The sequence below is a fragment of the Bacillus nakamurai genome (genome assembly GCF_001584325.1).
Classification (GTDB): Bacteria; Bacillota; Bacilli; order Bacillales; family Bacillaceae; genus Bacillus; species Bacillus nakamurai.
The window spans coordinates 32256-53730 of the sequence record NZ_LSAZ01000042.1; the positions used below are offsets into that span (position 1 = coordinate 32256).

The 21475-nt window shown below is 44.3% G+C and carries 23 protein-coding genes, 1 pseudogene and 1 other annotated feature; of the genes and pseudogenes, 7 read left to right on the top strand and 17 right to left on the bottom strand.

Annotated features, from left to right (window positions below; translation table 11 throughout):
- Positions 1-8: 8 nt before the first annotated feature.
- The 3 genes from AXI59_RS17795 to AXI59_RS17805 are packed head-to-tail and all read right to left on the bottom strand — an operon-like array spanning position 9 to position 1855.
- On the bottom strand, positions 9-809 hold the full coding sequence (locus AXI59_RS17795; RefSeq protein WP_061521833.1) for an NAD kinase: 801 nt from the start codon (positions 807-809) through the stop codon (positions 9-11).
- A gap of 17 nt (positions 810-826) precedes the next feature.
- Positions 827-1462, bottom strand: a complete 636-nt coding sequence (yjbM, locus tag AXI59_RS17800; protein WP_061521832.1) for a GTP diphosphokinase — start codon at positions 1460-1462, stop codon at positions 827-829.
- A 27-nt stretch (positions 1463-1489) separates the two neighbouring features.
- Entirely contained in the window at positions 1490-1855 is a 366-nt protein-coding gene (locus AXI59_RS17805; RefSeq protein ID WP_061521831.1) for a UPF0738 family protein, read from the bottom strand.
- 124 nt (positions 1856-1979) lie between these two features.
- On the opposite strand from AXI59_RS17805, the gene AXI59_RS17810 reads away from it, so the two are divergent.
- The 5 genes from AXI59_RS17810 to AXI59_RS19880 all read left to right on the top strand — a co-directional run bounded on the left by AXI59_RS17810 (position 1980) and on the right by AXI59_RS19880 (position 5227).
- Positions 1980-2561, top strand: coding sequence for a CYTH domain-containing protein (locus AXI59_RS17810; protein WP_061528897.1), 582 nt, complete (start codon positions 1980-1982; stop codon positions 2559-2561).
- On the top strand, positions 2558-3247 hold the full coding sequence (locus tag AXI59_RS20580) for a lytic transglycosylase domain-containing protein (RefSeq protein WP_061528898.1): 690 nt from the start codon (positions 2558-2560) through the stop codon (positions 3245-3247). The genes AXI59_RS17810 and AXI59_RS20580 overlap by 4 nt, the downstream gene beginning before the upstream one ends.
- A gap of 228 nt (positions 3248-3475) precedes the next feature.
- Positions 3476-3874 carry a globin domain-containing protein gene (locus AXI59_RS17820; protein WP_061521828.1) on the top strand — a complete coding sequence of 133 codons (399 nt, stop codon included), beginning with the start codon at positions 3476-3478 and terminating at the stop codon, positions 3872-3874.
- Complete coding sequence (gene spxH, locus AXI59_RS17825; RefSeq protein WP_061528899.1) at positions 3871-4773, top strand: protease adaptor protein SpxH; 903 nt, start codon at positions 3871-3873, stop codon at positions 4771-4773. Before AXI59_RS17820 ends, spxH begins: the two co-directional genes overlap by 4 nt.
- Positions 4774-5059: 286 nt before the next feature.
- A complete protein-coding gene (locus AXI59_RS19880) occupies positions 5060-5227 on the top strand; it encodes a hypothetical protein (protein WP_156476322.1) in 168 nt (55 codons plus the stop codon).
- Positions 5228-5263: 36 nt separating this feature from the next.
- On the opposite strand, the gene pepF is transcribed toward AXI59_RS19880, so the two are convergent.
- The 4 genes from pepF to AXI59_RS19885 all read right to left on the bottom strand — a co-directional run bounded on the left by pepF (position 5264) and on the right by AXI59_RS19885 (position 9384).
- The gene (gene pepF / locus AXI59_RS17830) at positions 5264-7093 is read right to left on the bottom strand and encodes an oligoendopeptidase F (protein ID WP_167348393.1); all 1830 of its coding nucleotides are present in this window, start codon (positions 7091-7093) and stop codon (positions 5264-5266) included.
- 228 nt (positions 7094-7321) lie between these two features.
- Complete coding sequence (locus AXI59_RS17835) at positions 7322-8485, bottom strand: competence protein CoiA family protein (protein ID WP_061528900.1); 1164 nt, start codon at positions 8483-8485, stop codon at positions 7322-7324.
- Between the two features lie 150 nt (positions 8486-8635).
- A complete protein-coding gene (gene mecA / locus AXI59_RS17840) occupies positions 8636-9292 on the bottom strand; it encodes an adaptor protein MecA (protein ID WP_061521824.1) in 657 nt (218 codons plus the stop codon).
- A complete protein-coding gene (locus AXI59_RS19885; protein WP_156476323.1) occupies positions 9283-9384 on the bottom strand; it encodes a hypothetical protein in 102 nt (33 codons plus the stop codon). Before AXI59_RS19885 ends, mecA begins: the two co-directional genes overlap by 10 nt.
- 184 nt (positions 9385-9568) lie before the next feature.
- On the opposite strand from AXI59_RS19885, the gene AXI59_RS17845 reads away from it, so the two are divergent.
- Positions 9569-10225: a TerC family protein gene (locus AXI59_RS17845; protein ID WP_061521823.1), complete on the top strand. Its 657-nt coding sequence runs from the start codon at positions 9569-9571 to the stop codon at positions 10223-10225.
- Between the two features lie 45 nt (positions 10226-10270).
- Here AXI59_RS17845 and spx read toward each other — a convergent pair whose 3' ends face one another.
- The 9 genes and pseudogenes from spx to AXI59_RS17885 form a co-directional block, all read right to left on the bottom strand.
- Positions 10271-10666 (bottom strand): transcriptional regulator Spx, encoded by a 396-nt coding sequence (gene spx / locus AXI59_RS17850; protein WP_003327578.1) that lies wholly within the window; start codon positions 10664-10666, stop codon positions 10271-10273.
- A gap of 177 nt (positions 10667-10843) precedes the next feature.
- Complete coding sequence (locus AXI59_RS17855; protein ID WP_061521822.1) at positions 10844-11422, bottom strand: GNAT family N-acetyltransferase; 579 nt, start codon at positions 11420-11422, stop codon at positions 10844-10846.
- Positions 11423-11530: 108 nt separating this feature from the next.
- Positions 11531-12727: a putative glycoside hydrolase gene (locus AXI59_RS17860; RefSeq protein ID WP_061528901.1), complete on the bottom strand. Its 1197-nt coding sequence runs from the start codon at positions 12725-12727 to the stop codon at positions 11531-11533.
- Between the two features lie 175 nt (positions 12728-12902).
- Positions 12903-13070, bottom strand: a pseudogene (locus AXI59_RS20585) (YjfA family protein); the annotation flags it as partial.
- Between the two features lie 155 nt (positions 13071-13225).
- Positions 13226-14143 (bottom strand): oligopeptide ABC transporter ATP-binding protein OppF, encoded by a 918-nt coding sequence (oppF, locus tag AXI59_RS17865; protein ID WP_061528902.1) that lies wholly within the window; start codon positions 14141-14143, stop codon positions 13226-13228.
- Positions 14136-15212, bottom strand: coding sequence for an ABC transporter ATP-binding protein (locus tag AXI59_RS17870; RefSeq protein ID WP_061528903.1), 1077 nt, complete (start codon positions 15210-15212; stop codon positions 14136-14138). Before AXI59_RS17870 ends, oppF begins: the two co-directional genes overlap by 8 nt.
- 12 nt (positions 15213-15224) lie before the next feature.
- A complete protein-coding gene (oppC, locus tag AXI59_RS17875; protein ID WP_061521818.1) occupies positions 15225-16142 on the bottom strand; it encodes an oligopeptide ABC transporter permease OppC in 918 nt (305 codons plus the stop codon).
- 3 nt (positions 16143-16145) lie between these two features.
- A complete protein-coding gene (locus AXI59_RS17880) occupies positions 16146-17081 on the bottom strand; it encodes an ABC transporter permease (protein WP_061528904.1) in 936 nt (311 codons plus the stop codon).
- A gap of 106 nt (positions 17082-17187) precedes the next feature.
- Positions 17188-18825, bottom strand: a complete 1638-nt coding sequence (locus tag AXI59_RS17885; protein ID WP_061528905.1) for a peptide ABC transporter substrate-binding protein — start codon at positions 18823-18825, stop codon at positions 17188-17190.
- Positions 18826-19301: 476 nt separating this feature from the next.
- Positions 19302-19513: a binding site (T-box leader), on the top strand.
- A 52-nt stretch (positions 19514-19565) separates the two neighbouring features.
- Here AXI59_RS17885 and trpS point away from each other — a divergent pair.
- Entirely contained in the window at positions 19566-20558 is a 993-nt protein-coding gene (gene trpS, locus AXI59_RS17890) for a tryptophan--tRNA ligase (RefSeq protein ID WP_061521815.1), read from the top strand.
- A gap of 35 nt (positions 20559-20593) precedes the next feature.
- Here trpS and AXI59_RS17895 read toward each other — a convergent pair whose 3' ends face one another.
- Positions 20594-21346 (bottom strand): YjbA family protein, encoded by a 753-nt coding sequence (locus AXI59_RS17895; protein ID WP_061521814.1) that lies wholly within the window; start codon positions 21344-21346, stop codon positions 20594-20596.
- Positions 21347-21475: the final 129 nt, after the last annotated feature.

Here is a 21475-nt window from a genome sequence, read left to right on the forward strand (position 1 = left end):
TCCTCTTTCTATTCACCTTTTCCGATAAAGGAATCCTGCACTCTTTTCCAAAACGGAAAAGGCCGGAATCTTGCAAATCTGACTTTTTCTTCAGCCACTCGGCATAGAATCGACTTGACGTCCTTATGCAGCAAGGTTAAATGGTCTATCGTTACTTGAAAATCGACATCGTTTCTCGGTTTGATGACACAGTTATGGTGATCGGGAAGAAGCAGCGGCGAGCCGACGGTCCGAAAGACGCGGTTATTAATTGAAGCCATTTCCGCAAGCTGAATCGCTCTGATTGAAGGATGAATGATCGCACCGCCTAATGCTTTGTTGTAGGCCGTGCTTCCGGACGGCGTAGACAGGCATAAACCGTCACCCCTGAATGTTTCAAACAGCTGCCCCTTAATTTCAACGTCAGCGACAAGACTGCCTTCTATACTTTTGATCGTGCATTCATTTAATGCCAAGTATCTTTCTTCACGCTCGTTCTCATGATAGGTAACGATCACCTCTAGGAGCGGATATTCCACAGTATGATACGGGGTTTTGGCAATGGCCAGCACAAGCTTTTCAATTTCTTGGGGGACCCAATCTGCATAGAAGCCTAAATGACCTGTGTGAACCCCGACAAAGGCCGTTTTGTCCAAACGGTCGCTGTATCTGTGAAATGCGTAAAGGAGCGTTCCGTCACCGCCGACAGAAATGACGATTTCCGGCTCTTTTTCATCCAATGTCATGTCAAAATCGAGTAAATACGTCTGTATCTTGCTTTTCAGTGTATCTGAAACCTCGTCTCCTTTTGAAGATACGGCAAATTTCATGCCATTCTCCTCCTTTCCTATTGATGGCCGCCCGCTTTTTTCTTACGTGAAAACACGGCTTGGGCTTCCTGAATTTCGCCGCGTATCTCTGACATTTCTTCATCCAGGCGGGATGCAGCTTCTGATGCACGCTGCAGCCTAAGCTTTACTTTTTCAGGAATGTTTCCGCTGTACTTGTAATTCAGTGAATGTTCTATGGTCGCCCAAAAGTTCATGGCAAGCGTCCGGACCTGTATTTCCACCAGAACGTGCTTTTCTCCGGACGTCGTTTGTAAAGGATATAAAACGACAAGGTGATAAGACCGGTATCCGCTTTCTTTATGCTCAGCGATGTAATCGCGCTGGTCGACGACCGTAAAATCTTTTCTGGCAAACAGCATATCTTTAACGATTTGGATATCATCGACAAATTGGCACATAATGCGGAGCCCCGCGATATCCTGCATCGTTTCAATCTGATGCAGCGGTATGCTTTTCCGTCTCGCCTTTTCAAGTATGCTTGCCACCGGCTTTACACGGCCTGTCACAAACTCAATCGGCGAATGGTCATCTTCATACTCATAAAGGGTTCTGACGCCTTTCAGCTTCACTTTTAATTCATCGACAGCCTGGCGGTATGGCGCTAAAAATTGCTCCCATTGTTTGTCATCCATCGTACATCCCCCAATTCGAACCTGTTTCTAAAGAAATACGCGTTTTACTTTCTCTTCCATTTCTCCGTAGTTTGCATTATCTTTAATATTTTCGAGAAGATAGTCGAGCTCTTCATGCAGGCCTGAAAGTTCTACCGTTTCATCTCCCGCCTCAAGTATTGCAGGCTTTCTTTGATCAAGTGCCTCTTTCAGGGCAGGCCATACATTTTCTTTTATAATGACATATTCAAAAGAGTCCGCTGATTCAAGTATGTATACAAAAGCAAAGTGGTCGGAATCAACAAGCATTTGACCTGAGGCTTTTCGTCCTGCTCCGCTTACGTCTTCCCCGCACTCGAGGCGGAGCCCGTCTTCTGATAATGATGCGTTTTGGATTTCAATTCTCTTTTGCATAATGTTCTCCTTTTTTAACAAAGTACAGGATTTATTTTATCATATCAAGGTCGATATTGATAAACGTAACCTCTAAAGAGATAATGGGAATCATACAATTTTTCTGTCTGAAAGGAAGACAAACATGACCCAAGAAATAGAAATTGAATTCAAAAATCTCCTGACAAAATCAGAATTTCTTACGCTGACTGACGCATTTAACATGAAGGAAAACGATTTTACGCACCAGGTGAATCATTATTTCGATACAAAAGATTTTTCCCTGAAACAAAAAAAATCGGCGCTCCGCATCCGCGAAAAAAACGGCGCTTACGTCCTGACGTTAAAAGAGCCTGCGGCAGTCGGACTTTTGGAAACACATCAAGAGCTTGTGAAACCCGTCCTTGACGGGTTCACCATTCCCGAGGGCCCTGTAAAAGAGCAGCTCACCGGCCTCGGCATCAATCCGGACCTCATTTGTTATTTCGGAACTTTAACGACCAAACGCGCAGAAAAAGAAACAGAAAAAGGCTTAATAGTTTTGGATCACAGCCGATATTTAAATAAAGAAGACTTTGAATTGGAATTTGAGGCGGCTGACTGGGATGAAGGAAAACAGGCTTTTGAACAATTGCTTCAGCAATTCGGCATTCCTCAGCGAATCACTAAAAATAAGATTATGCGTTTTTATGAACAGAAACAAACAGAAGGTGGAATGACACAGTGAATATAACGAATTGGGCGGCCCTCCTCCAGCTTCAGTCGATGGCGCTGCAATCAATCTCAAATACAAGCGGCACAGCAGGCGGACAATCGTCAGAAAGCCCGCTTTCAAGCTTCGGCTCCCTGCTCAGCCAGTATACAAACACAGTCAGCGGACAGCAGCCCCCCTCCGCGCTTTTAAACGGCGTCCGGGGAGCGGGCACAGCTTATTCACCGAGGGTCTCTGAATTCTCAGCAGGCAGCCCCGTCCAGAGCAGTCAGAAAGCTGCTGACGGCATAAAGGCCGCACAGACATCAGACAGCAGCACCGGAAGCTTTTCAGTGGACAGCGCCATTAAAAAAGCGGCAGAAAAATACGGGGTGGACGAAAAGCTGATCCGTGCCGTCATCAAACAGGAATCAGGGTTTAATCCGAAAGCGGTCAGCGGCGCCGGAGCAATGGGGCTGATGCAGCTTATGCCGTCCACCGCGGAATCACTCGGCGTGTCAAACCCGCTTGATCCCGTTCAAAATGCAGACGGCGGCACAAAATACTTAAAACAGATGCTCACAAAGTATGACGGAAATGTTTCCTTGGCTTTGGCCGCCTACAACGCCGGTCCCGGCAACGTCGACCAATACGGGGGCGTTCCGCCATTTAAGGAAACACAGCAATATGTCAAGAACATAACCGAACAGTACTACGCGTAAACCAGAGAGGCTGAGTGCCCTCTGGTTTTTTTGCGGAGTGAAATCTTACACATGAATGAATGCTATGTGATATGATATGAAATACAAACGGCCTGCCAGAAAGGCACTTTGTTTGTAGAAATAAAATGTTATTGCTAAAATATACAGTAAATGAAGATAGTAAAACTGAAATATAATTTTGCAATGGGAATTATGATTCCTATTAGCCATATTAAAGGAGTAGTCAACATGGGACAATCGTTTAACGCACCATATGAAGCGATTGGAGAGGAACTTCTATCGCAACTTGTTGATACTTTTTATGAGCGTGTCTCGTCTCATCCCTTGCTGAAGCCAATATTCCCAAGCGATTTGACAGAAACGGCCAGAAAACAAAAGCAATTCTTAACCCAGTATTTGGGCGGACCTCCCCTTTATACTGAAGAGCACGGCCACCCGATGCTCAGAGCAAGGCATCTCCCCTTTCCGATCACAAACGAGAGGGCTGATGCGTGGCTCAGCTGTATGAGTGGCGCGATGGATCATGTCGGGCTTGAGGGCGACATTCGTGAATTTCTGTTCGGGCGTCTGGAATTAACGGCCAGACATATGGTAAATCAGGCAGAAGCGGAGGATCGATCATATTGACAAACTATCAACATGAGCAATACTTCGCCCATTGCCACGGACATCCAAAAAAACCTTTGGAAATTTACATGTTTGTCGACCCTTTATGTCCTGAATGCTGGTCGCTGGAGCCCGCCATAAAAAAATTAAAAATCAGATACGGACGTTTTTTCACGCTGCGGATCATTGTCTCCGCCAGCATTACATCCCTGAATAAACAAAAGCGGAAAAAACACCTTCTCGCCGAAGCATGGGAAAAAATTGCGAACCGGTCGGGAATGTCCTGTGACGGAAGCCTTTGGCTTGAGCAGGATCAGCCCCTTTCATCGCCATACCTTGCCGCACTCGCTTTAAAAGCGGCCGAGCTGCAGGGAAGAAAGGCGGGAATCCTGTTTCTTCGAAATATGCAGGAAAGCCTGTTTGTATCTAAACAAAACATTACCGATGAACATGTGCTTTTGGATATAGCTAAAAAAACGAAATTGGATTTAGAAGAGTTCAAACGGGACCTCCATTCGCAAAGCGCGGTAAAAGCGCTTCAATGTGATATGAAAATCGCGGCGGAAATGGATGTCACCGTCAACCCGACCTTGACGTTTTTTAATACCCAGCATGATGATGAAGGGCTCAAGGTGCCCGGCAACTATTCATATGAAATATACGAAGAGATTTTATTTGAAATGCTGGGCGATGAACCGAAGCCTTCCGAAACGCCTCCATTAGAATGTTTCATTGAATATTTCAGGTTTGTCGCATCTAAGGAAATTGCACTTGTTTATGATTTAAGCCTTGAAGAGGTTGAAAAAGAAATGAGAAAACTAGCGTTTGCCAAAAAGGTCGCCAAAGTTGAAGCAAAGCACGGACTGTTTTGGAAGTCATTAGCCGGCACCCATGAAGATGTTACCTGCTGTGATAAGTGACAATAAAGCTGATTCCTTACGGAGCGGCTTTTTTTTTTGCAAATAAAGAAACCGCGCCGGGATAAGCGCGGTTTCATATGTCTTAACGACAACAAAGGGGATGGGAGAAATTTTTCACGGTCAAACAAAGGGGTAATGTTTGTTTGTGATCAATTTCACATCCTTATCATATCAAATCATGTCGAGTTTTGACAAGCCATACGATCAATGTTCATATTTTTGTCACAAAACATAACTGACCGCTTGTTTTCATAGAATGTATCAATAAGGACGAGGAGGGAAAAGGATGCTCCGCACCGTAATAACCATTGGTATGATTGTGTTTTTCTTCTTTTTAAATTTATTGGCCATGATGCATATGCTGCCGCTTTACATTACCTCTCCCCTGCTGTTTTTGTCCATATTGTTCGCCCTGTACCGGCTGAATCACCGCAAAACGTTTAAAGGATTTTGAGAAAGCCTGTGCACTTTTTTGCACAGGCTTTTTAAATCAGGAATGATTCACTTTCAGAAGCAATTCTTCCATTTCATTCAATTTCTCTTCAAACATTTTGCAAGCAGCCTCTATCGGCTCAGGAGATGTCATATCAACTCCTGCTTTTTTCAGAATATCAATCGGATACTCTGAGCTTCCCGCTTTTAAGAATTCCGTATAACGCTCCACCGCAGGTTTGCCCTCTTTTAAAATCTGGCTGCTCAGTGCTTGCGCTGCACTGTAGCCCGTCGCATATTGATACACATAATAATTGTAGTAGAAATGCGGAATTCTGGACCATTCCAAACCGATTTCCTTATCAATTACCATGTTGTCGCCGAAATATTTTTTGTTCAGATCATAATAAAGCGTGTTTAATAATTCAGGCGTTAACGGCTCGCCTTCTTGCGCTTTCGTATGAATCAGATGCTCAAATTCGGCAAACATCGTTTGTCTGAAGACCGTGCCTCTGAAGCCTTCAAGCATGTGGTTGAGCAGGTACAGGCGCTGTTTTTCATCCTTTAAGCTGTTCAGCATATATTCTCCGAGAAGCGCTTCGTTTGTCGTAGAAGCCACCTCAGCGACAAAGATGCTGTAGTTTCCGTACGGGTATGGCTGATGCTTTCTCGTATAGTAGCTGTGCACCGAATGCCCGAACTCGTGAACGAGCGTAAACAGGTTATTGACATTGTCATGCCAGTTCATCAAAATGTACGGATTCGTGCCATATGTACCGGACGAATAAGCACCGCTTCGTTTTCCTTTGTTTTCGTACACATCGACCCAGCGATTTTCAAGGCCTTCTTTCAATATAGATGCGTATTCTTCGCCTAACGGGGCAAGACCTTTCAGCATGTACTCTTTTGCTTCATCGTACGTCACTTTCATTCCGGAATCTTTTACAAGCGGTGTGTACAAGTCATAAATATGGACTTCATCAAGTTTAAGCACCTTTTTTCTCAGGTCAATATATCGATGTAAAAGCGGCAGATGCTTATTGATGGTTTTCACCAGGTTATCATATACTTCCTCAGGGATGCTGTTAGCAGACAAAGCGGCTTCCCGGGCTGATTTATACTTTTTCACGCGCGCGTAGAAGTTGTCTTTTTTGACAGTGCCGCTGAGTGTAGTCGCCATCGTGTTTTTAAATTGGCCGTATGTCTTATACACGGCTTCAAACGCGTTTTTGCGAACCTCTCGATTGCTGCTTTCCAAGAAATTAATAAAGTTCCCGTGCGTGATTTGCGTTTCCTTTCCGTTTTCATCTTTAATAGATGGAAATGTAATGTCAGCATTATTTAAAACACTGAACGTATTGGATGGAGACGACAGCGCTTCTGAAGCTTCCGCAAGCAGCGCCTCTTCTTTTTCGCTTAACACGTGCGGACGCTGTTTCGTAATCTCTTCAATCGCATGAGAATACAGCTTCAGCTCTTCTTTTTCTAAAATAAACTGCTGCAGTTTGTCCTCCTGAATGGAGAGAATTTCCGGTTCTATATATGCAGTTGCGCTGGCAGCTTGTGAATACAGGCTAGCGGCTTTATCGTTCAGTCCTTGATAGAATGAATTTCCCGTATCTTGGTCTGAACGCATATGCGCGTAAGAATACAGTTTCCCCAAACGGCTCATCACTTCGTCCTGAGCGGTAAGGGCGGCATATAAATTATCGGCGGAATGAGCCAGTGTGCCTTTAAAGGAAGATAAATTCGGAATTAATTTTTTAACCGCTTGAAATTCTTTATTCCAGGCCTCATCACTAGGAAAAATATCCTCTAGTCTCCATGTTTCCTCTGCCTTTACTTCGCTTCTGTCAGGCAGCTGTTTTGCTTTTTTTTCCTCAGTCATGGTGATCCCCCTCGTTTTCTTTACTTCAAGCCAATTGAAAAAACGATTGTTTCTCCAAAAACTTGTGTTGTGATTATCTTCCGGTTTTTCACTGCCTTTTGTCAAATCATATGCGGCACATAAGACCGAGCATGCCAAAAATACAGTGAAAAAGCGAAAACCAAACGCTTTTATGCGTTTCACATTCAGCCACCACCTTGACGTTAGGGTGAGCTAAATGCCGGATTCTCATTCCCCAAAAAAGAGCCGGTCCCGCTGAAGCAGCCCCTCAGCCGTTCGGAAGAGCTTTTTTTGAGGAGATGTGAGCATATATACTTCATTCTCAGTTTCTCTTAAAAAATCCTGCAAACATAAGAAATCGGCATATTGTTTTATCGCCAGGCTGATGTGTTCTTCATTGTATTCGAACCGCAGCCGGATATCCCGATCAAAGATTTTCCGGCGGCAGAACCGGACCATGTCCGCTAAGCGGATCGGCGCTCCTTTTTCCGAAAGCTCCATAAACCGCAAATACAGGTGCCCCTGCCATACAAAAACAGGGCTTGAAAACATAAAGCCGGCCGGAGCGGGAACAAACACCTCAGACGGCAATAAAGAAAATGCGATTTGATGCCTTTCATAAAAAAGGCGCTGTATGAGACGGGCTTCTTTTGATAAGAACCTGCTGTTTTTTCGGCGGAAGCCGGAAACGGCCCGCTTCCAAGTGGAAAGCGTAACATTTCGGGAGCCTTCCGGCAGACAAATGTCCGGCAGGGTCGCTTTATGGAGAGGAATGATTTTCATTTCGGCATATGAATAGCCGGTGTAAAATGGGATGATTCCATGCAGCTTATAAAAAGAGCGGGCCTCGGGGCAGTAAAATAAAATAGAGGAAAACGAATTGACTTCGAAAAACTGCCAATGAAAAGCGGAGAGCTGAAAAAAATGCGCGGACAGCCGTTTTAAACGTTTTGCACCGATGATCCAAAACGGCCTGAGCCCGGCTTTTTTCAAGCCTTCTGTGCGGCTGTACAAAGATTCCGCAGAGAGATTTGCACATTGAAATTCAAATGCCAGGCTTTCTTCTCCGTTTATCGCGGTAAGATCCGGCCGCTGTCCCGCTGATTTGACATACGGCTCCAAATTGGCTGTAAGGCGTTGTGCTTTCAGCCAGAGAAAAAGCTGCCGTTTTCCTTCCAGGTGGTATTCACTTTCCGGTTCCGGTTCTCCCGGACACAGCCTGCTTTTTTTATGGGCAAAGTGCGGCTGTTTTTGCGGTCCCAGTTTCACATCAAGCTCTCCCCCGCAAACAGGGCAGTACCAGCGGTTTTGTCTTAACTCCTCTGCTTTTTGATTTGAATACCTGCCCGCCAGCTGAACCAGCTGTCCCTCGGCAGTCACGGCACTGAACATTTACCATCGTCTCCTTTCTGCGTCTTTCTGTTATTCAGCAAAAAGAAGGCATAATCCTGTTTGCAGCAAAAGGCGGCTGTTTCGTTTTCGTTCGTTCTGAACCCTTTTCTGCACAAAAAAAACCGATTTCTGCTGAGAGAAATCGGTTTGTTATGATGCAAAGTGTTTTTTTATTGTATATAACGCATGCTCAGGTATCACCAATTTGCCGTATTCTTCAAGGCGGTGAATGCTGACTGATGATTCATGCGCGTACTCTAACAGGATGCTTAGCTGATTTTCAACCTCTTCATCAGTTTGCTCACAAAAGTCTGCATATAAATAATATCGGTTCTCAAACGAGTAAAGTGTCGTTTTTATTCCGTTAAGATTTAATTTAGAAAGCGAAATGATATCCTCAAAATCATCGAATCGCAACGTAAACTGAAGCTTCTGCTCCTTGTCTTCCTGGCTGTCAGCCTGCTCTTCTTTTTGGAAATCATCAAGTAAGGCGTCGAGATTTTCATCTGCCGGCTCTTGTTTTTTATCTTCAGGGATCGGCAGTTCGAGTTTTTGTCCATCTTTGGAAAGCTGGGCTTTTGTCACGATAATTTCCAGTCCTTTGTCCAATGCCTGAACCTGAATCCAAAGAGGACCCTCGACAGCGAATTCCTCTTCCTCATGAACTTCATCCATGACTTCCCAGAACAGTTCTTCACTGCGTTCGCGATTGTACCAGATTTCTTCTCTGTCAAAACCGCGATCTTCAATATCACCATATGACATATAAAATTTTACAGTATGCTCGTTAATTCTTTCTATTTCCATTTGCCAACCTTCCCTTCTTTATAAGATGTTGAAGGGACATCTAAGCTCCCGATGAATAGTACTTTACTACACTTTACCCATTCCGTCCACATCTTAACCTTATGAGGAGACAGCGCGAATTCTTTATATTTCTATTTTATGATAAATCAGTTATAAAAGAAATAAAAAAGCATTTTCTAACGGAAAAACAGGCTTTCCCCCGGTTCCCATCATAATTGTCATCCTGCTTCATATATTAGCTGTACAAGCAACCGGAACAAAAAGCGAGGTGGTTTCATGCCGCACGATTACCTGCTGTCTCTACTTGTCATTATCGGAATTGATTTAATCCTCGGCGGGGATAATGCTGTCGTCATTGCGATGGCATGCCGGAACCTGCCGCATAAGCAAAGGCAGAAAGCGATTATTTTCGGAACGTTTATAGCCGTTGCCATGAGAATCGGACTGACGAGCGCAGCCGTTTATTTGCTGAACGTTCCTTTTTTGCAATGCGCGGGAGGCGTGTTCTTATTGTATCTCGGCTATCAGCTTCTTATTGAGAAGAAGGATGCACAGCGTGTGAAAAGCAGTTCCTCACTTTGGAGAGCCATCCGCACCATCGTACTGGCCGATCTCTTTATGTCGCTTGACAATGTGATTGCCGTAGCGGGCGCTTCTCACGGCGAGCTGTCGCTTGTTATAATCGGGCTGTTCGTCTCGGTGCCGATTATTATCTGGGGCAGCAAGCTCGTTCATGCCGCAATAGACAAAGTGCCGCTATTAATCTATGCCGGAAGCGGCCTGCTCGCTTTTACGGGCGGTGAAATGATCGCAAGTGACAGGAAGCTGGCTTTTTTCATGGCAGAGCACGGTACGGTTCAAATGATGCTGCCGATTTTGACTGTCGTGTTTGTCATCCTCGCCAGTATGATTTATGAACAGACTGAAAAGTAATAAAAAAGCCCAAACCGCGAAGGTTTTGGGCTTTATGATCTTATATCAGTTAGCCAGACGCTGTGCTTCTCTTAATTGGAAAGAACGCACTTTTCTTGGAAGGAATCGTCTGATTTCATCTTCGTTATAGCCGACTTGCAGACGCTTTTCGTCAATGATGATCGGGCGGCGAAGCAACCCCGGGTGCTCATTGATTAAAGTGTACAGGTCTTGAAGAGGCATTGATTCAACGTTTACATTCAGTTTCTGGAATACTTTAGAACGGGTAGAGATAATTTCATCCGTACCGTCTTCAGTCATACGCAGAATCTGCTTAATTTCATCAATGGATAAAGGCTCGGAGAAAATGTTTCTCTCTTCAAACGGAATCTCGTGCTCTTCCAGCCAAGCTCTTGCTTTTCTGCATGACGTACAGCTAGGTGATGTGTATAATGTAACCATTAATCTTCACTCCTCTAATTAGTAGGATGAACATGTTTGTATTCTCAAATTGAAATGACTTTAAAAAAGGAATCTTTACAGGCATTATACTATAAAAAAGTAAGTATGAACAGTCTCCTGAGAAAAAAATGTGTCAATCCGGCAAATTTGCAGCTTGCTGGATATTTACATTCTCAATTAGCTTAACTGATCGAAAATGTTTTTTTGTTTTTTCTCATCAATGACTTTGAGAACTTCATCCGTTTTTTCGTATGATTCTCCGTACCATTTTTCATCTTTATAAGTGTGAATGGTTTCATATGTCTGTTTCATCGCTTCAAACATTTCTTCTTCAGATTCTGTTTTCGGTGACCAGTACAGAATCTCCATTTTGTTTACTTCATTCGTAGCCAATGACCGGCGCCGATACCCGATTGACTGTGCATGTTTGAAATGCTCTCTTTGATAAAAACGCAAACGCTTCTGTGTGTCTGTGTCATCCTCGTCGACAGGTTCCACCTCAAGCAAAATCGGCTTGTTTTTCTTTTTCAGCTTACCGATCAGCTTGCTTCCGAGACCTTGTCCTCTGGCTTTCTTTGACACAAACAGATAATCAATAAAGATAAAAGAGTCAAATTCCGCAAACATCAGTACGTAGTGTTGGCCCTCTTCTTTATGATAAACATCGCTTTGCTCTTTTAACAGAGCTTCCATATGCTCTTTTGATTTCATTTCTTCAATCGGAAAATATTCACTCAGCTTTTCATACCAGTTCATTCATTTGCTCCTTATGGGTTCGTTGTCTTCACACTTTTAGATATACCCCATTTCCGATTGTTTAAACAATCTTACATCTATTAAGACGTTTGACTTTGTGACATGGTTTCATTTTTTTAAAAAAGGTGTGTAATCTACATGTTTCGTATAATGATTGGCTGCATCCCACAATAAAAATTCGTCGATTCCTTCATCGTGTAAAGCTTTAATCTGGTCTTCCACCTGGCTTTTGCCGTACTCTTGATAGTTGCCGCTTCCGAGGTACGAGGCTGTGAAGTCCTGAAGCCACGGGCGTGATGAAGGCGGATTTTTCAGCTTGGAGAGTTTTTTATTCTCCACCTTTGCATATTCCCTGACAACTTTGTATGGCTCAAGATCGGGTTTATCAATGCCGAAATAGCTCGTCCAATGACTCGGATAAATCATAGATGAAATGACATCGACATGCTCAGAAATTTTGCTGAAATTCTGTCCGATCCCGGGCGCTTCAGGCAATGTCGCTGAATAGCCGAAAATATCCGCCGACACATCAACACCGCGCGGCTTTAATTTTTTATTGGCATAACTGACGAAATCGGTAACAGCGTGAACACGTTTCTGTACATTGCTGTCAGCTGATTTTCCATACCGCCCATGGCCGTATGTCAGTTCATCATCGCGTTTTTCAAATCCTTCCGGGAAACGGACATAATCAAACTGAATCTCTTTAAAGCCCTTTTTCGCGGCATCTTTTGCAATGTTTACATTGTAATCCCATACTTCTTTCATAAACGGGTTCACGAATGATTCCCCGCTCCCGTTTTTCCAAACGTTTCCGTCTTTTTCTTTAAAGGACCACTCCGGTTTTTCTTTCGCGAGCGCGCTGTCTTTAAAAACGACAATTCGCGCGATCGGATAGATATGTTTTTCCTCCAGTTTTTTCATCATCCTTTTTGGGTCTTTGATGTACGGCTTGCTGATTTTATAGTAGGGAGACTGTTTATCCGGCTGGAACGTGAGGTTGCCGTTATCGTTTTTCACATCGATGACCATTGTATTCAGTTCTGTTTTGTCTACAAAATCCGTCAATTCATCAAACTTGCTTCCGCCCGCAGAATGCCCGGTTACGTAAATGCCCCGCACCTTATCGGGGCGGGAAAAATGCAGCCCTGATGGATAAGCGAACCTCGTCATCCCTTTCGGCAGTTCTTTTTTTGTGAGAGCCACTTTCAATTTCGGCTGTCCTTCTTTCACAGCAGCCTTCACTGGATAAGCCATGAAACTGAGAAACAATCCTGTGACGATGGCGTATATCATCATTCGCATGCTAAACTCCTCCTTTTTACCATTATAGGAAACGGGGAGCCGGCTTGATAAACTTTAATGTGCAGGGCTTTTAATATCGCAGCCTTGCACTGCTTAATAGGAAGCGGTTGTCGCCCAGACATCAGATTGGAGCCGTATTCATCTGCGTGCAGGTTTCCGATTGATGAATGGACAAGTTATATCGCTTTCCGTCAGTATTCTTCGTAATTTCTGCATTTGCTTCAGAACCTGATGCCAGCGTGCTGCTCATCGTGATTTTGGCCCAAGCCGTTTTAGCTGATTTTTTAAAAACAGGGCTGGTAGCATAATCATTGTCATAAGGGCTTTTGCCATCGCAGGAATGGCACGGCTTTTCCGGCAGAAAACAAGGCAATGATGACAACTGTTAAAGGAATATTCAGGATAAAATGCTTCATGACAACCAATAAATCAAAAATGCATGGTCATTGACAGTCCATAAAAAAATCCTTCAAGACTGGAGTCTTGAAGGATAGTCATCTATTGAAACGTTTTAAATTCTGCTTCTGTGCACATGACAAAATGTCCCGGTGTGACTTCGCGAAGCTCCATCTTTTCCCCGTCTTTCAGCTGATGGATTGACGGATCATATTTTTTCCGCACCCGATTTCTTTCGTAATCAGGGTCAGGAAGCGGGATGGCGGACAGCAGGGATTTTGTATAAGGGTGCAGCGGATTCTCATAAAGCTCATCCGCCGGCGCAAGCTCAACCAGCTTTCCGAAATACATGACGCCGATACGGTCGCTGATGTATTTGACCATGGACAAATCATGGGCGATAAACAGGTAAGTAAGCCCCTTTTCCTTTTGCAATTCCTTCATTAAATTGACGACCTGCGCCTGAATGGATACGTCAAGGGCGGAAATCGGTTCGTCCGCAATGATAAACTCCGGATCAACCGCAAGCGCTCTGGCAATTCCGATCCTCTGACGCTGCCCTCCAGAAAATTCATGCGGATAGCGGTTGGCGTGCTCCTTATTTAGGCCGACCGTTTCAAGCAGTTCATGAACCCGCTGCATGCGCTCCTTTTTCGTTTTCGCGAGATGATGGATATCAATCCCCTCCGCAATAATATCGGCAACTGTCATTCTCGGATTTAAAGATGCATACGGGTCTTGGAAAATCATCTGCATTTTCCGGTTAAACTCCAGCAGCTTTTTGCGGGATTTTTTGCCGTGGACATTTTCTCCGTTAAACAGCACTTCGCCGTCAGTAGCCTCATACAGACGGATAATGCTTCGGCCTGTCGTCGACTTTCCGCAGCCTGATTCTCCGACAAGGCCGAGCGTTTCGCCTTTATAAATATCAAATGACAGGTCATCTACCGCTTTTACGGTTCCTTTCGGCGTGAAAAAATGCTGTTTTAAATGTTTAATTTCGAGCAGCTTTTCAGTCATTTTTTTCACCTTCCTTCATTAAAACCGGCTGCTGGTACGTATTCGGCAATTTGCGCATTTTTGCCTTCACCGCTTCAGGCGGCTCTACCTTAGGCGCATCCGGATGCAAGAGCCAAGATTTCACAAAATGCGTGTCAGACACTTTATACATCGGCGGCTCCTCTTCGAAGTCAATTTTCATTGCGTAAGAGCTGCGAAGAGCAAACGCATCTCCTTTTGGAGGATTTGTCAGATCAGGCGGCGTTCCCGGGATGGCCGTCAGTTTTTCCTGATCAGTGCTTTCTAGGCTCGGCATAGACGCTAAAAGCCCCCACGTATACGGATGACGCGGATCATAGAAAATTTCGTCCACCGTGCCCGACTCGACGACTTGTCCTGCGTACATGACAGCGACCCGGTCGGCAACGTTGGCGACAACCCCGAGGTCATGCGTGATAAAAATAATTGAAGTGTCGATTTTTTTCTGTAATTCCTTCATCAGCTCGAGAATCTGGGCCTGAATCGTTACATCAAGAGCGGTTGTCGGTTCATCAGCAATTAACAGCTTCGGATTTGCCGCAAGCGCCATCGCGATAACGACGCGCTGCCTCATTCCGCCTGAGAATTCATGCGGGAATTGGCCGACCCGTTTTTCCGGCATCGGAATTCCCACTAAATCAAGCAATTCAATTGCGCGTTTGCGTGCCGCTTCTTTTGAAATGGTTTCGTGTTTAAAAAGCACTTCCGTAATTTGTTTACCGACCTTCATTGTTGGGTTCAGAGATGTCATCGGATCTTGGAAAATCATCCCGATGTCTTTTCCTCTGATGGACTGCATCTCTTTTTCTGACATCGGTACGATATCGCGTCCGTCAAAGAGAATCTCCCCTCTTTTAAAATATCCGGGCGGCATTGGAATCAGCTTCATAATCGCTTGGGACGTCACACTTTTTCCGGAACCGGATTCGCCCACGATCGCGAGGGTTTCTCCCTTGTTCAAATGGAAATTCACGCCGCGGATTGCCTGTACCTCTCCGCCGTATGTTTTAAATGAAATGGCTAAGTCTTTTACCTCTAGCAAGCGTGTCACTCATATCACTCCTTATTTGCGTAACTTAGGATCCAGCGCGTCTCTTAATCCGTCGCCGACAACATTAAAGCCAAACATCGCAAGGCAGATAAAGCCGGCAGGGAAGAATAAACGCCAAGGGTAATAGGTTAATGCAGGCAATCCGTCTGAGGCCATTGTCCCCCAGCTCGCAAGCGGCGCCGGTACGCCGAGCCCTAAATAACTTAAAAATGCTTCTGTAAAAATCGCGGTCGGAACCGTCAGTGTCATCGTGACTAAGATAGAGCCCATCGCATTCGGAACAATATGCTTAAACAGAAGACGTCCCGTTTTCGCACCCAGGGTTTGGGAAGCAAGCACATATTCCTGGTTCTTCAATTGAAGCACTTGGCCGCGGACGATCCTCGCCATATTAATCCAGCCCGTTATCGTCATGGCGACAATAATCGTCAGTAAGCCCTTCGGCAGAACAACCATCAGCAAGATAACCATTAATAATGAAGGAACTGCCCAAAGAATGTCCGCGATACGCATCATCACTTCATCAGTGCGGCCGCCGCGGAATCCGGAAATACTGCCCCAGATGACGCCGATTAATAAATCAAGCACGGCTGCGGCTACACCGATAAAGATAGAAATCCGCGCGCCTACCCATGTCCGGACGAATATATCTCTTCCAAGGTCATCCGTGCCGAACCAATGATCTTTCGACGGCGCTTTATCCGCATTTAATAGATTGGTAGTCGCATAATCATATCTTGAAAAGACAGGAGCAAAAATTGCCATAAGAATAATAAGTACGATCAGTACAAACCCGACCATCGCAAGCTTATTGCTGCGGAAGCGGAGCATGGCGTCTTTCCAGAGAGAAAGGCTTTTTTTACTTATTTTTTCGGCATCGCCGGCATTAGCTGAAGCTGGTTCAAACATATTTTTAGGAATGTTCTGCATGGTCTAGGCTCCTTTCTTTGCTTTAGAAAGCTTGATTCTCGGATCAATTAATCCGTACAGCACGTCTACGATTAATACGCAAAAAAGAAGAATTACGCTGAAGAACACGGTAACTCCCATAATGACGGTATAATCACGGTTTGTAATACTGTTTACAAAATGCGCGCCTAAACCGGGAATTCCGAAAATAGATTCAATGATGAAACTTCCTGTTAAAATGGATGCCGCCATCGGCCCCATATATGTCACGACGGGCAAAAGCGCGTTTCGAAGCGCATGGCGCACGGTGACTGACGGACGGGAAAGGCCTTTTGCTTTTGCAGTCCGTATGTAATCGCTGTTTAACACTTCAATCATGCTTGAACGGGAGAGTCTGGCAATAAACGCCATCGGCATGGAAGCAAGCGCAATGGAGGGCAAAAAGGTGTACGCCCAGGATTCCCACCCTGCGACCGGGAAGAGCTCCAATTTAATTGAGAAAATATACTGGAGTATCGTCGCCAATATAAAGCTCGGAACTGAAATTCCAAAGATCGTTAAAATTGCAACGGTATAATCCTGCCATTTATTATGATACAGGGCAGCAATCACCCCAAACAAAACACCAAACGCTAAAGCGAGGAGAATAGCTTCTGCTCCGAGAGTGAATGAAACGGGGAAACCTGAACTGATCAAATCATTTACGCTTTGACCTTTATATTTAAAAGAAGGTCCGAAATCCCACACCGCCACTGATTTTAAGTAGCTGACATATTGAACGAAGAGAGGCTTGTCCAGACCATAGTGTTCGTTTAAGTTTGCCTCAATTTCAGGCGGCAGCTTTCTTTCGCCGGAAAATGGTCCGCCCGGCGCTGCCTGCATTAAGAAGAATGTGGCGGTGACAATCACAAACAGTGTGATGATCATGTAAATGAATCGTTTACCGATATATTTCAGCAAGGTGAACACCTCCATGTTTTTTACAATTTTATACTTAATCAGTAAGAAAGGTATATGGGGACATCCTCCCCATATACCTTGGGTCTTTTGTTTTTAGAGACGCTTTTTATTCGAAAGAAGCGTTTCTAAAGTAAACTTCACCTGTACCGGTTATGATGACATTTTTGAGGTTTTTATCCTGCACCCAAGTATCTGTATAGAAATAAACTGGCGCGACCGGCATTGCATCAATAAAGATTTTTTCTGCTTTTTTCAGCTCTTCGATACGTTTGTCCGGGTCAGTTTCAAGCTGAGACTGGTTCAAAAGCTTTTTAAACTCAGGATCTTCCCAGCCGGTATCATTGTTCCCGCCTTCTTTATCGCGGAACAGTTCCAGGAAGTTGATCGGATCATTGAAATCACCGAGCCAGCCCATACGTCCGATTTGATAATCCTGGCTGTGCAGCTTGTCAATATACACATTCCATTCCGAGTTATCAAGTTCAATGTTAACGCCTAAGTTCTTTTTCCACATTTCCTGCACGGCCTGCGCGATTTTAGCGTGTGCTTCGTCCGTATTATAAGACAGCTTGATTGCCGGAAGGTCAGATGCTTTCTTTACGCCTAATTCCTTCAAACCTTTATCCAGAAATTCTTTTGCTGTTTTGACATCATTGTCTTTGAAATATCCTTTGGTATTATCTTTAAAGCCCTTCATTGACGGCGGCACTGCTGCCATTGCCGGAATTTGTTCGCCCTGCGTCACGTTTTTCACGATCGATGCGCGGTCTAGAGCATAAGTAAGAGCTTTCCGTATGTTAACATTGTTGAGCGGTTTGGCTTCTGTATTAAATTTGTACCAATACACGCCGGCAATAGGCTCAACATGCAGCGATCCGTCTTTCTTCAAAGTCGGCAGTGATTCTGTCGGAAGCTGTCCAAGCGGCATTCCCGCCCAGTCAAGTTCCCCTGCTTGGAATTTTTTAAGTTCCGTATTGGTATTGTTAATCATCACCATGTTGATTTTCTTCAGTTTTACAGAGTCTTTATCCCAATATTCGTCGTTCTTTACAAGATCGATAGAACCGCTGTGTTTCCAGGCCGTCATTTTGAACGGGCCGTTTGACACATAATTTTCGCCTGCGTTCGTATTCCAGTTTTTATGTTTTTCTGCAATTTTCTTGTTAATCGGCATATATGTGTAAAATGATGTTAATTGCAGGAAGTAAGGTGTCGGGTTGTTCAGTTCGACCTTTAATGTTTTGTCATTAACGGCTTTCACGCCTACATCATCAATCTTGCCTTTTCCTTTGTTGGCAGTTTCAGCGCCTTTGATATAGTAGAGCTGATAAGCGTATTGTGACTCATTGTTCGGGTCAAGCGCCCATTTCCAGGCATATTCAAAATCCTGCGCAGTAACGGGATCGCCGTTTGACCATTTTGCACCGTCACGAATCGTAAATGTATAGGTCTTTCCGTCTTTGCTTGTTTCGATCTTAGATGCCATTCCTTCTTCAGGCTCACCTTTGGAGTTGACTCGTGTCAATCCTTCAAAGATCTGACGGATGACGCCGCCGGAAACGGTATCGTTAGCTAATCCCGGATGCAAAGAGAACGGTTCTGTTTTAATATTGATATGAAGTGATGTCTGCCCTTTGGTGTCTTTCTTTCCACCGCCGCCTGATCCGCCGCTGAATCCGCCGCATGCACTTAACACGAGCGAGAAGATAAGCATTAAACCTACAATAGACCAACGCTTTTTCATGCACTAACCCCCTAATCAATTTTTCAGCCTTTACTACTAAATACTCAGAAATATCAGACAAAATAACTTAATATTTTTCTAAACTTTAATTGTGTTCCGTCTTTTCTGATTATTTTATGTAAAGAAGCTGTAACAATAGAGTGAACAAGTTCATTATAATGAAATGAATAATTTATTGCAATACTATTTTCTCAATTTAAAATATTTAAATTTGGTTCGTTTTTCTGTCAAAAACGTGATATCCTTCTATAGTTTAAAGCATAACTAAACTAAATTTTTCATAGAGAATTTCCAGTTCATATTGCTTTTTACATATAATATTCGTTATACGAAATGTTGATATGCGTTATCATTCGGGCGTTTCCAGACAATTTCGAGAATTCCTGAACCATGAGTGAACTGGAAAAAACCTTGAATTCTTCTGATGACATTTGGCTATAATTGATTTATAATGAATCAATCAAACACAATTGTTGTTATGCGCTATGATGAAGAGTAGTACACATTTCAACCCATTTGAAGAGAGCCTGCGGTGCTGTGAGCAGGTAATGGGCAATGTGGAATGGACTTCTGAGCAGCTGACTGAACGTAAGTAGGCTCAGCCGGAGCAGTCTCCGTTACCAACGTCTCGAGCGATTCCATTGTTATGGAATAATCAGGGTGGCACCACGGTTCATTCGTCCCTTTTCTACGGGAAGAATGGGCTTTTTTTATTATGTTTTAGAAACGAGGTATGGAATATGAAGAAAACAATTTTTTCAGGCATTCAGCCGAGCGGATCAGTTACGCTCGGAAATTACATCGGAGCAATGAAGCAATTTGTCGATTTGCAGCATGATTACAATGGGTACTTTTGCATCGTTGATCAGCATGCGATCACGGTTCCTCAAGATCGGCTTGAGCTGCGGAAAAACATCCGCAATCTTGCAGCTCTATACGTGGCGGTCGGGCTTGATCCCGAGAAAGCAACACTGTTTATCCAATCAGAAGTTCCCGCTCACGCCCAAGCGGGCTGGATGCTCCAATGCGTCGCATATATCGGTGAACTTGAACGGATGACGCAATTTAAGGACAAGTCCAAAGGCAAGGAAGCCGTTGTTTCCGGACTGTTAACATATCCGCCGCTTATGGCCGGAGATATTTTGCTGTATGGAACTGACCTTGTCCCTGTCGGAGAAGACCAAAAACAGCACCTTGAGCTGACCCGTAATCTGGCAGAACGTTTCAACAAAAAATACAATGACATTTTCACGATTCCGGAGGTCAAAATCCCTAAAACGGGCGCGCGCATCATGTCGCTGGCTGACCCGCTGAAGAAAATGAGCAAGTCTGATCCGAATCAAAAGGCATACATCACGCTGCTTGATGAGCCGAAGCTGCTCGAAAAGAAAATCAAAAGCGCCGTTACCGATTCTGAAGGAATTGTAAAATACGATAAAGAAAACAAACCGGGCGTTTCTAATCTGCTTACCATCTACTCGATTTTGGGAGGCGCTTCAATCGAAGAATTAGAGGCCAAATATGAAGGCAAAGGCTACGGCGAATTCAAAAGCGATTTAGCCGAAGTGGTGATCAATGCGTTGACACCGATTCAAGAGCGCTACCGCGAATTAATTGAGAGTGACGAATTGGACCGGATTCTTGATGAAGGCGCAGAGCGTGCCAATAAAACGGCCGGCAAAATGGTGAAAAAGATGGAAAACGCCATGGGGCTCGGACGGAAAAGACGATAAAAGAAAAGAGGCGGGGTATCCCTGCCTCTTTTTCTTTAATTCACTTTTGATTCTTGTTCCATTTCCCAAAGCTTCTCGAAAAACGGCTGCCCTTTTATCAAGTTTTCACAGAAAGCGAGATGCTTGTCTGACCAGCCTTCAATCGTTTCATTATAAAGCATGTCCCAAATCTCCTCAAAACTCATCCGTTTGATCTGCTCGTACATATGCGGATTCCATTCCGTATACCAATACACAATTTCCGCACGGTTTTTCAGCCCTTTCAGCTGATCAAGCGCCATAAACATCAGCTGCTTGATCTGCCGCTCTTTTCTCGTCAGCCCTCTGACGTGCTCCGGCGCCAATGATAAAATGTGGTATTCCTTTGAAGACTCCAATTGCTTCGGCTCAAATTGATAGGCTTCAGGCTCTACATCCTTTACCATTTCATAGACAAGCTGCTCCTGTCTCGGAATCAGGCGGCTCTTTCGGACCGGAATGGTGTAGCCGATCGTATCCACGGCAATGATGCTGATTCCGTCTGTCACGACAAAACAATATTCAAGCTTCGTACGCTCATGGTTTTTTCTCACGTATGACTTTTGGTGAACTTCATCAAGCAGCTCTTTCGGAAGCTCCGATAAATCGTTTTCTATGTAATGAAATAACACCGACGGCACTCTGAGCAATGGCGTCTGATCCAAAAGCTCTACCGTATCTTCCTTGCGCCATTCGTGAAAATGGCATACATTATAGCCATTCTCTTCCCCTTCAAACCAATTCACCCACACATCATGAAGAAATAACATATTCGACCCCTCACTTTATAAAAACTGTTGTCCACAGTATAGGCAAGGGGGAGATAAATTATTCCATTTCGATATGAGAATTCCGTTTTTGGGCGGAGAGACGTTCCGTCAATGGCGAGCATTCTGATT

Excerpts from the sequence above, each read along its gene's own strand:
- AXI59_RS17845 (WP_061521823.1), top strand. The coding sequence starts at position 9,569 with ATGCCGCACGATTACCTGCTGTCTCTACTTGTCATTATCGGAATTGAT.
- oppC (WP_061521818.1), bottom strand. The coding sequence starts at position 16,142 with ATGCAGAACATTCCTAAAAATATGTTTGAACCAGCTTCAGCTAATGCC.
- spx (WP_003327578.1), bottom strand. The coding sequence starts at position 10,666 with ATGGTTACATTATACACATCACCTAGCTGTACGTCATGCAGAAAAGCA.
- pepF (WP_167348393.1), bottom strand. The coding sequence starts at position 7,093 with ATGACTGAGGAAAAAAAAGCAAAACAGCTGCCTGACAGAAGCGAAGTA.
- AXI59_RS17885 (WP_061528905.1), bottom strand. The coding sequence starts at position 18,825 with ATGAAAAAGCGTTGGTCTATTGTAGGTTTAATGCTTATCTTCTCGCTC.
- AXI59_RS17820 (WP_061521828.1), top strand. The coding sequence starts at position 3,476 with ATGGGACAATCGTTTAACGCACCATATGAAGCGATTGGAGAGGAACTT.
- AXI59_RS17860 (WP_061528901.1), bottom strand. The coding sequence starts at position 12,727 with ATGCGAATGATGATATACGCCATCGTCACAGGATTGTTTCTCAGTTTC.
- AXI59_RS17835 (WP_061528900.1), bottom strand. The coding sequence starts at position 8,485 with ATGTTCAGTGCCGTGACTGCCGAGGGACAGCTGGTTCAGCTGGCGGGC.
- mecA (WP_061521824.1), bottom strand. The coding sequence starts at position 9,292 with ATGGAAATAGAAAGAATTAACGAGCATACTGTAAAATTTTATATGTCA.
- AXI59_RS17810 (WP_061528897.1), top strand. The coding sequence starts at position 1,980 with ATGACCCAAGAAATAGAAATTGAATTCAAAAATCTCCTGACAAAATCA.
- AXI59_RS17895 (WP_061521814.1), bottom strand. The coding sequence starts at position 21,346 with ATGTTATTTCTTCATGATGTGTGGGTGAATTGGTTTGAAGGGGAAGAG.
- AXI59_RS19880 (WP_156476322.1), top strand. The coding sequence starts at position 5,060 with ATGCTCCGCACCGTAATAACCATTGGTATGATTGTGTTTTTCTTCTTT.
- yjbM (WP_061521832.1), bottom strand. The coding sequence starts at position 1,462 with ATGGATGACAAACAATGGGAGCAATTTTTAGCGCCATACCGCCAGGCT.
- AXI59_RS17795 (WP_061521833.1), bottom strand. The coding sequence starts at position 809 with ATGAAATTTGCCGTATCTTCAAAAGGAGACGAGGTTTCAGATACACTG.
- AXI59_RS19885 (WP_156476323.1), bottom strand. The coding sequence starts at position 9,384 with ATGTGGACGGAATGGGTAAAGTGTAGTAAAGTACTATTCATCGGGAGC.
- trpS (WP_061521815.1), top strand. The coding sequence starts at position 19,566 with ATGAAGAAAACAATTTTTTCAGGCATTCAGCCGAGCGGATCAGTTACG.
- AXI59_RS17805 (WP_061521831.1), bottom strand. The coding sequence starts at position 1,855 with ATGCAAAAGAGAATTGAAATCCAAAACGCATCATTATCAGAAGACGGG.
- AXI59_RS17855 (WP_061521822.1), bottom strand. The coding sequence starts at position 11,422 with ATGAACTGGTATGAAAAGCTGAGTGAATATTTTCCGATTGAAGAAATG.
- oppF (WP_061528902.1), bottom strand. The coding sequence starts at position 14,143 with ATGACTGAAAAGCTGCTCGAAATTAAACATTTAAAACAGCATTTTTTC.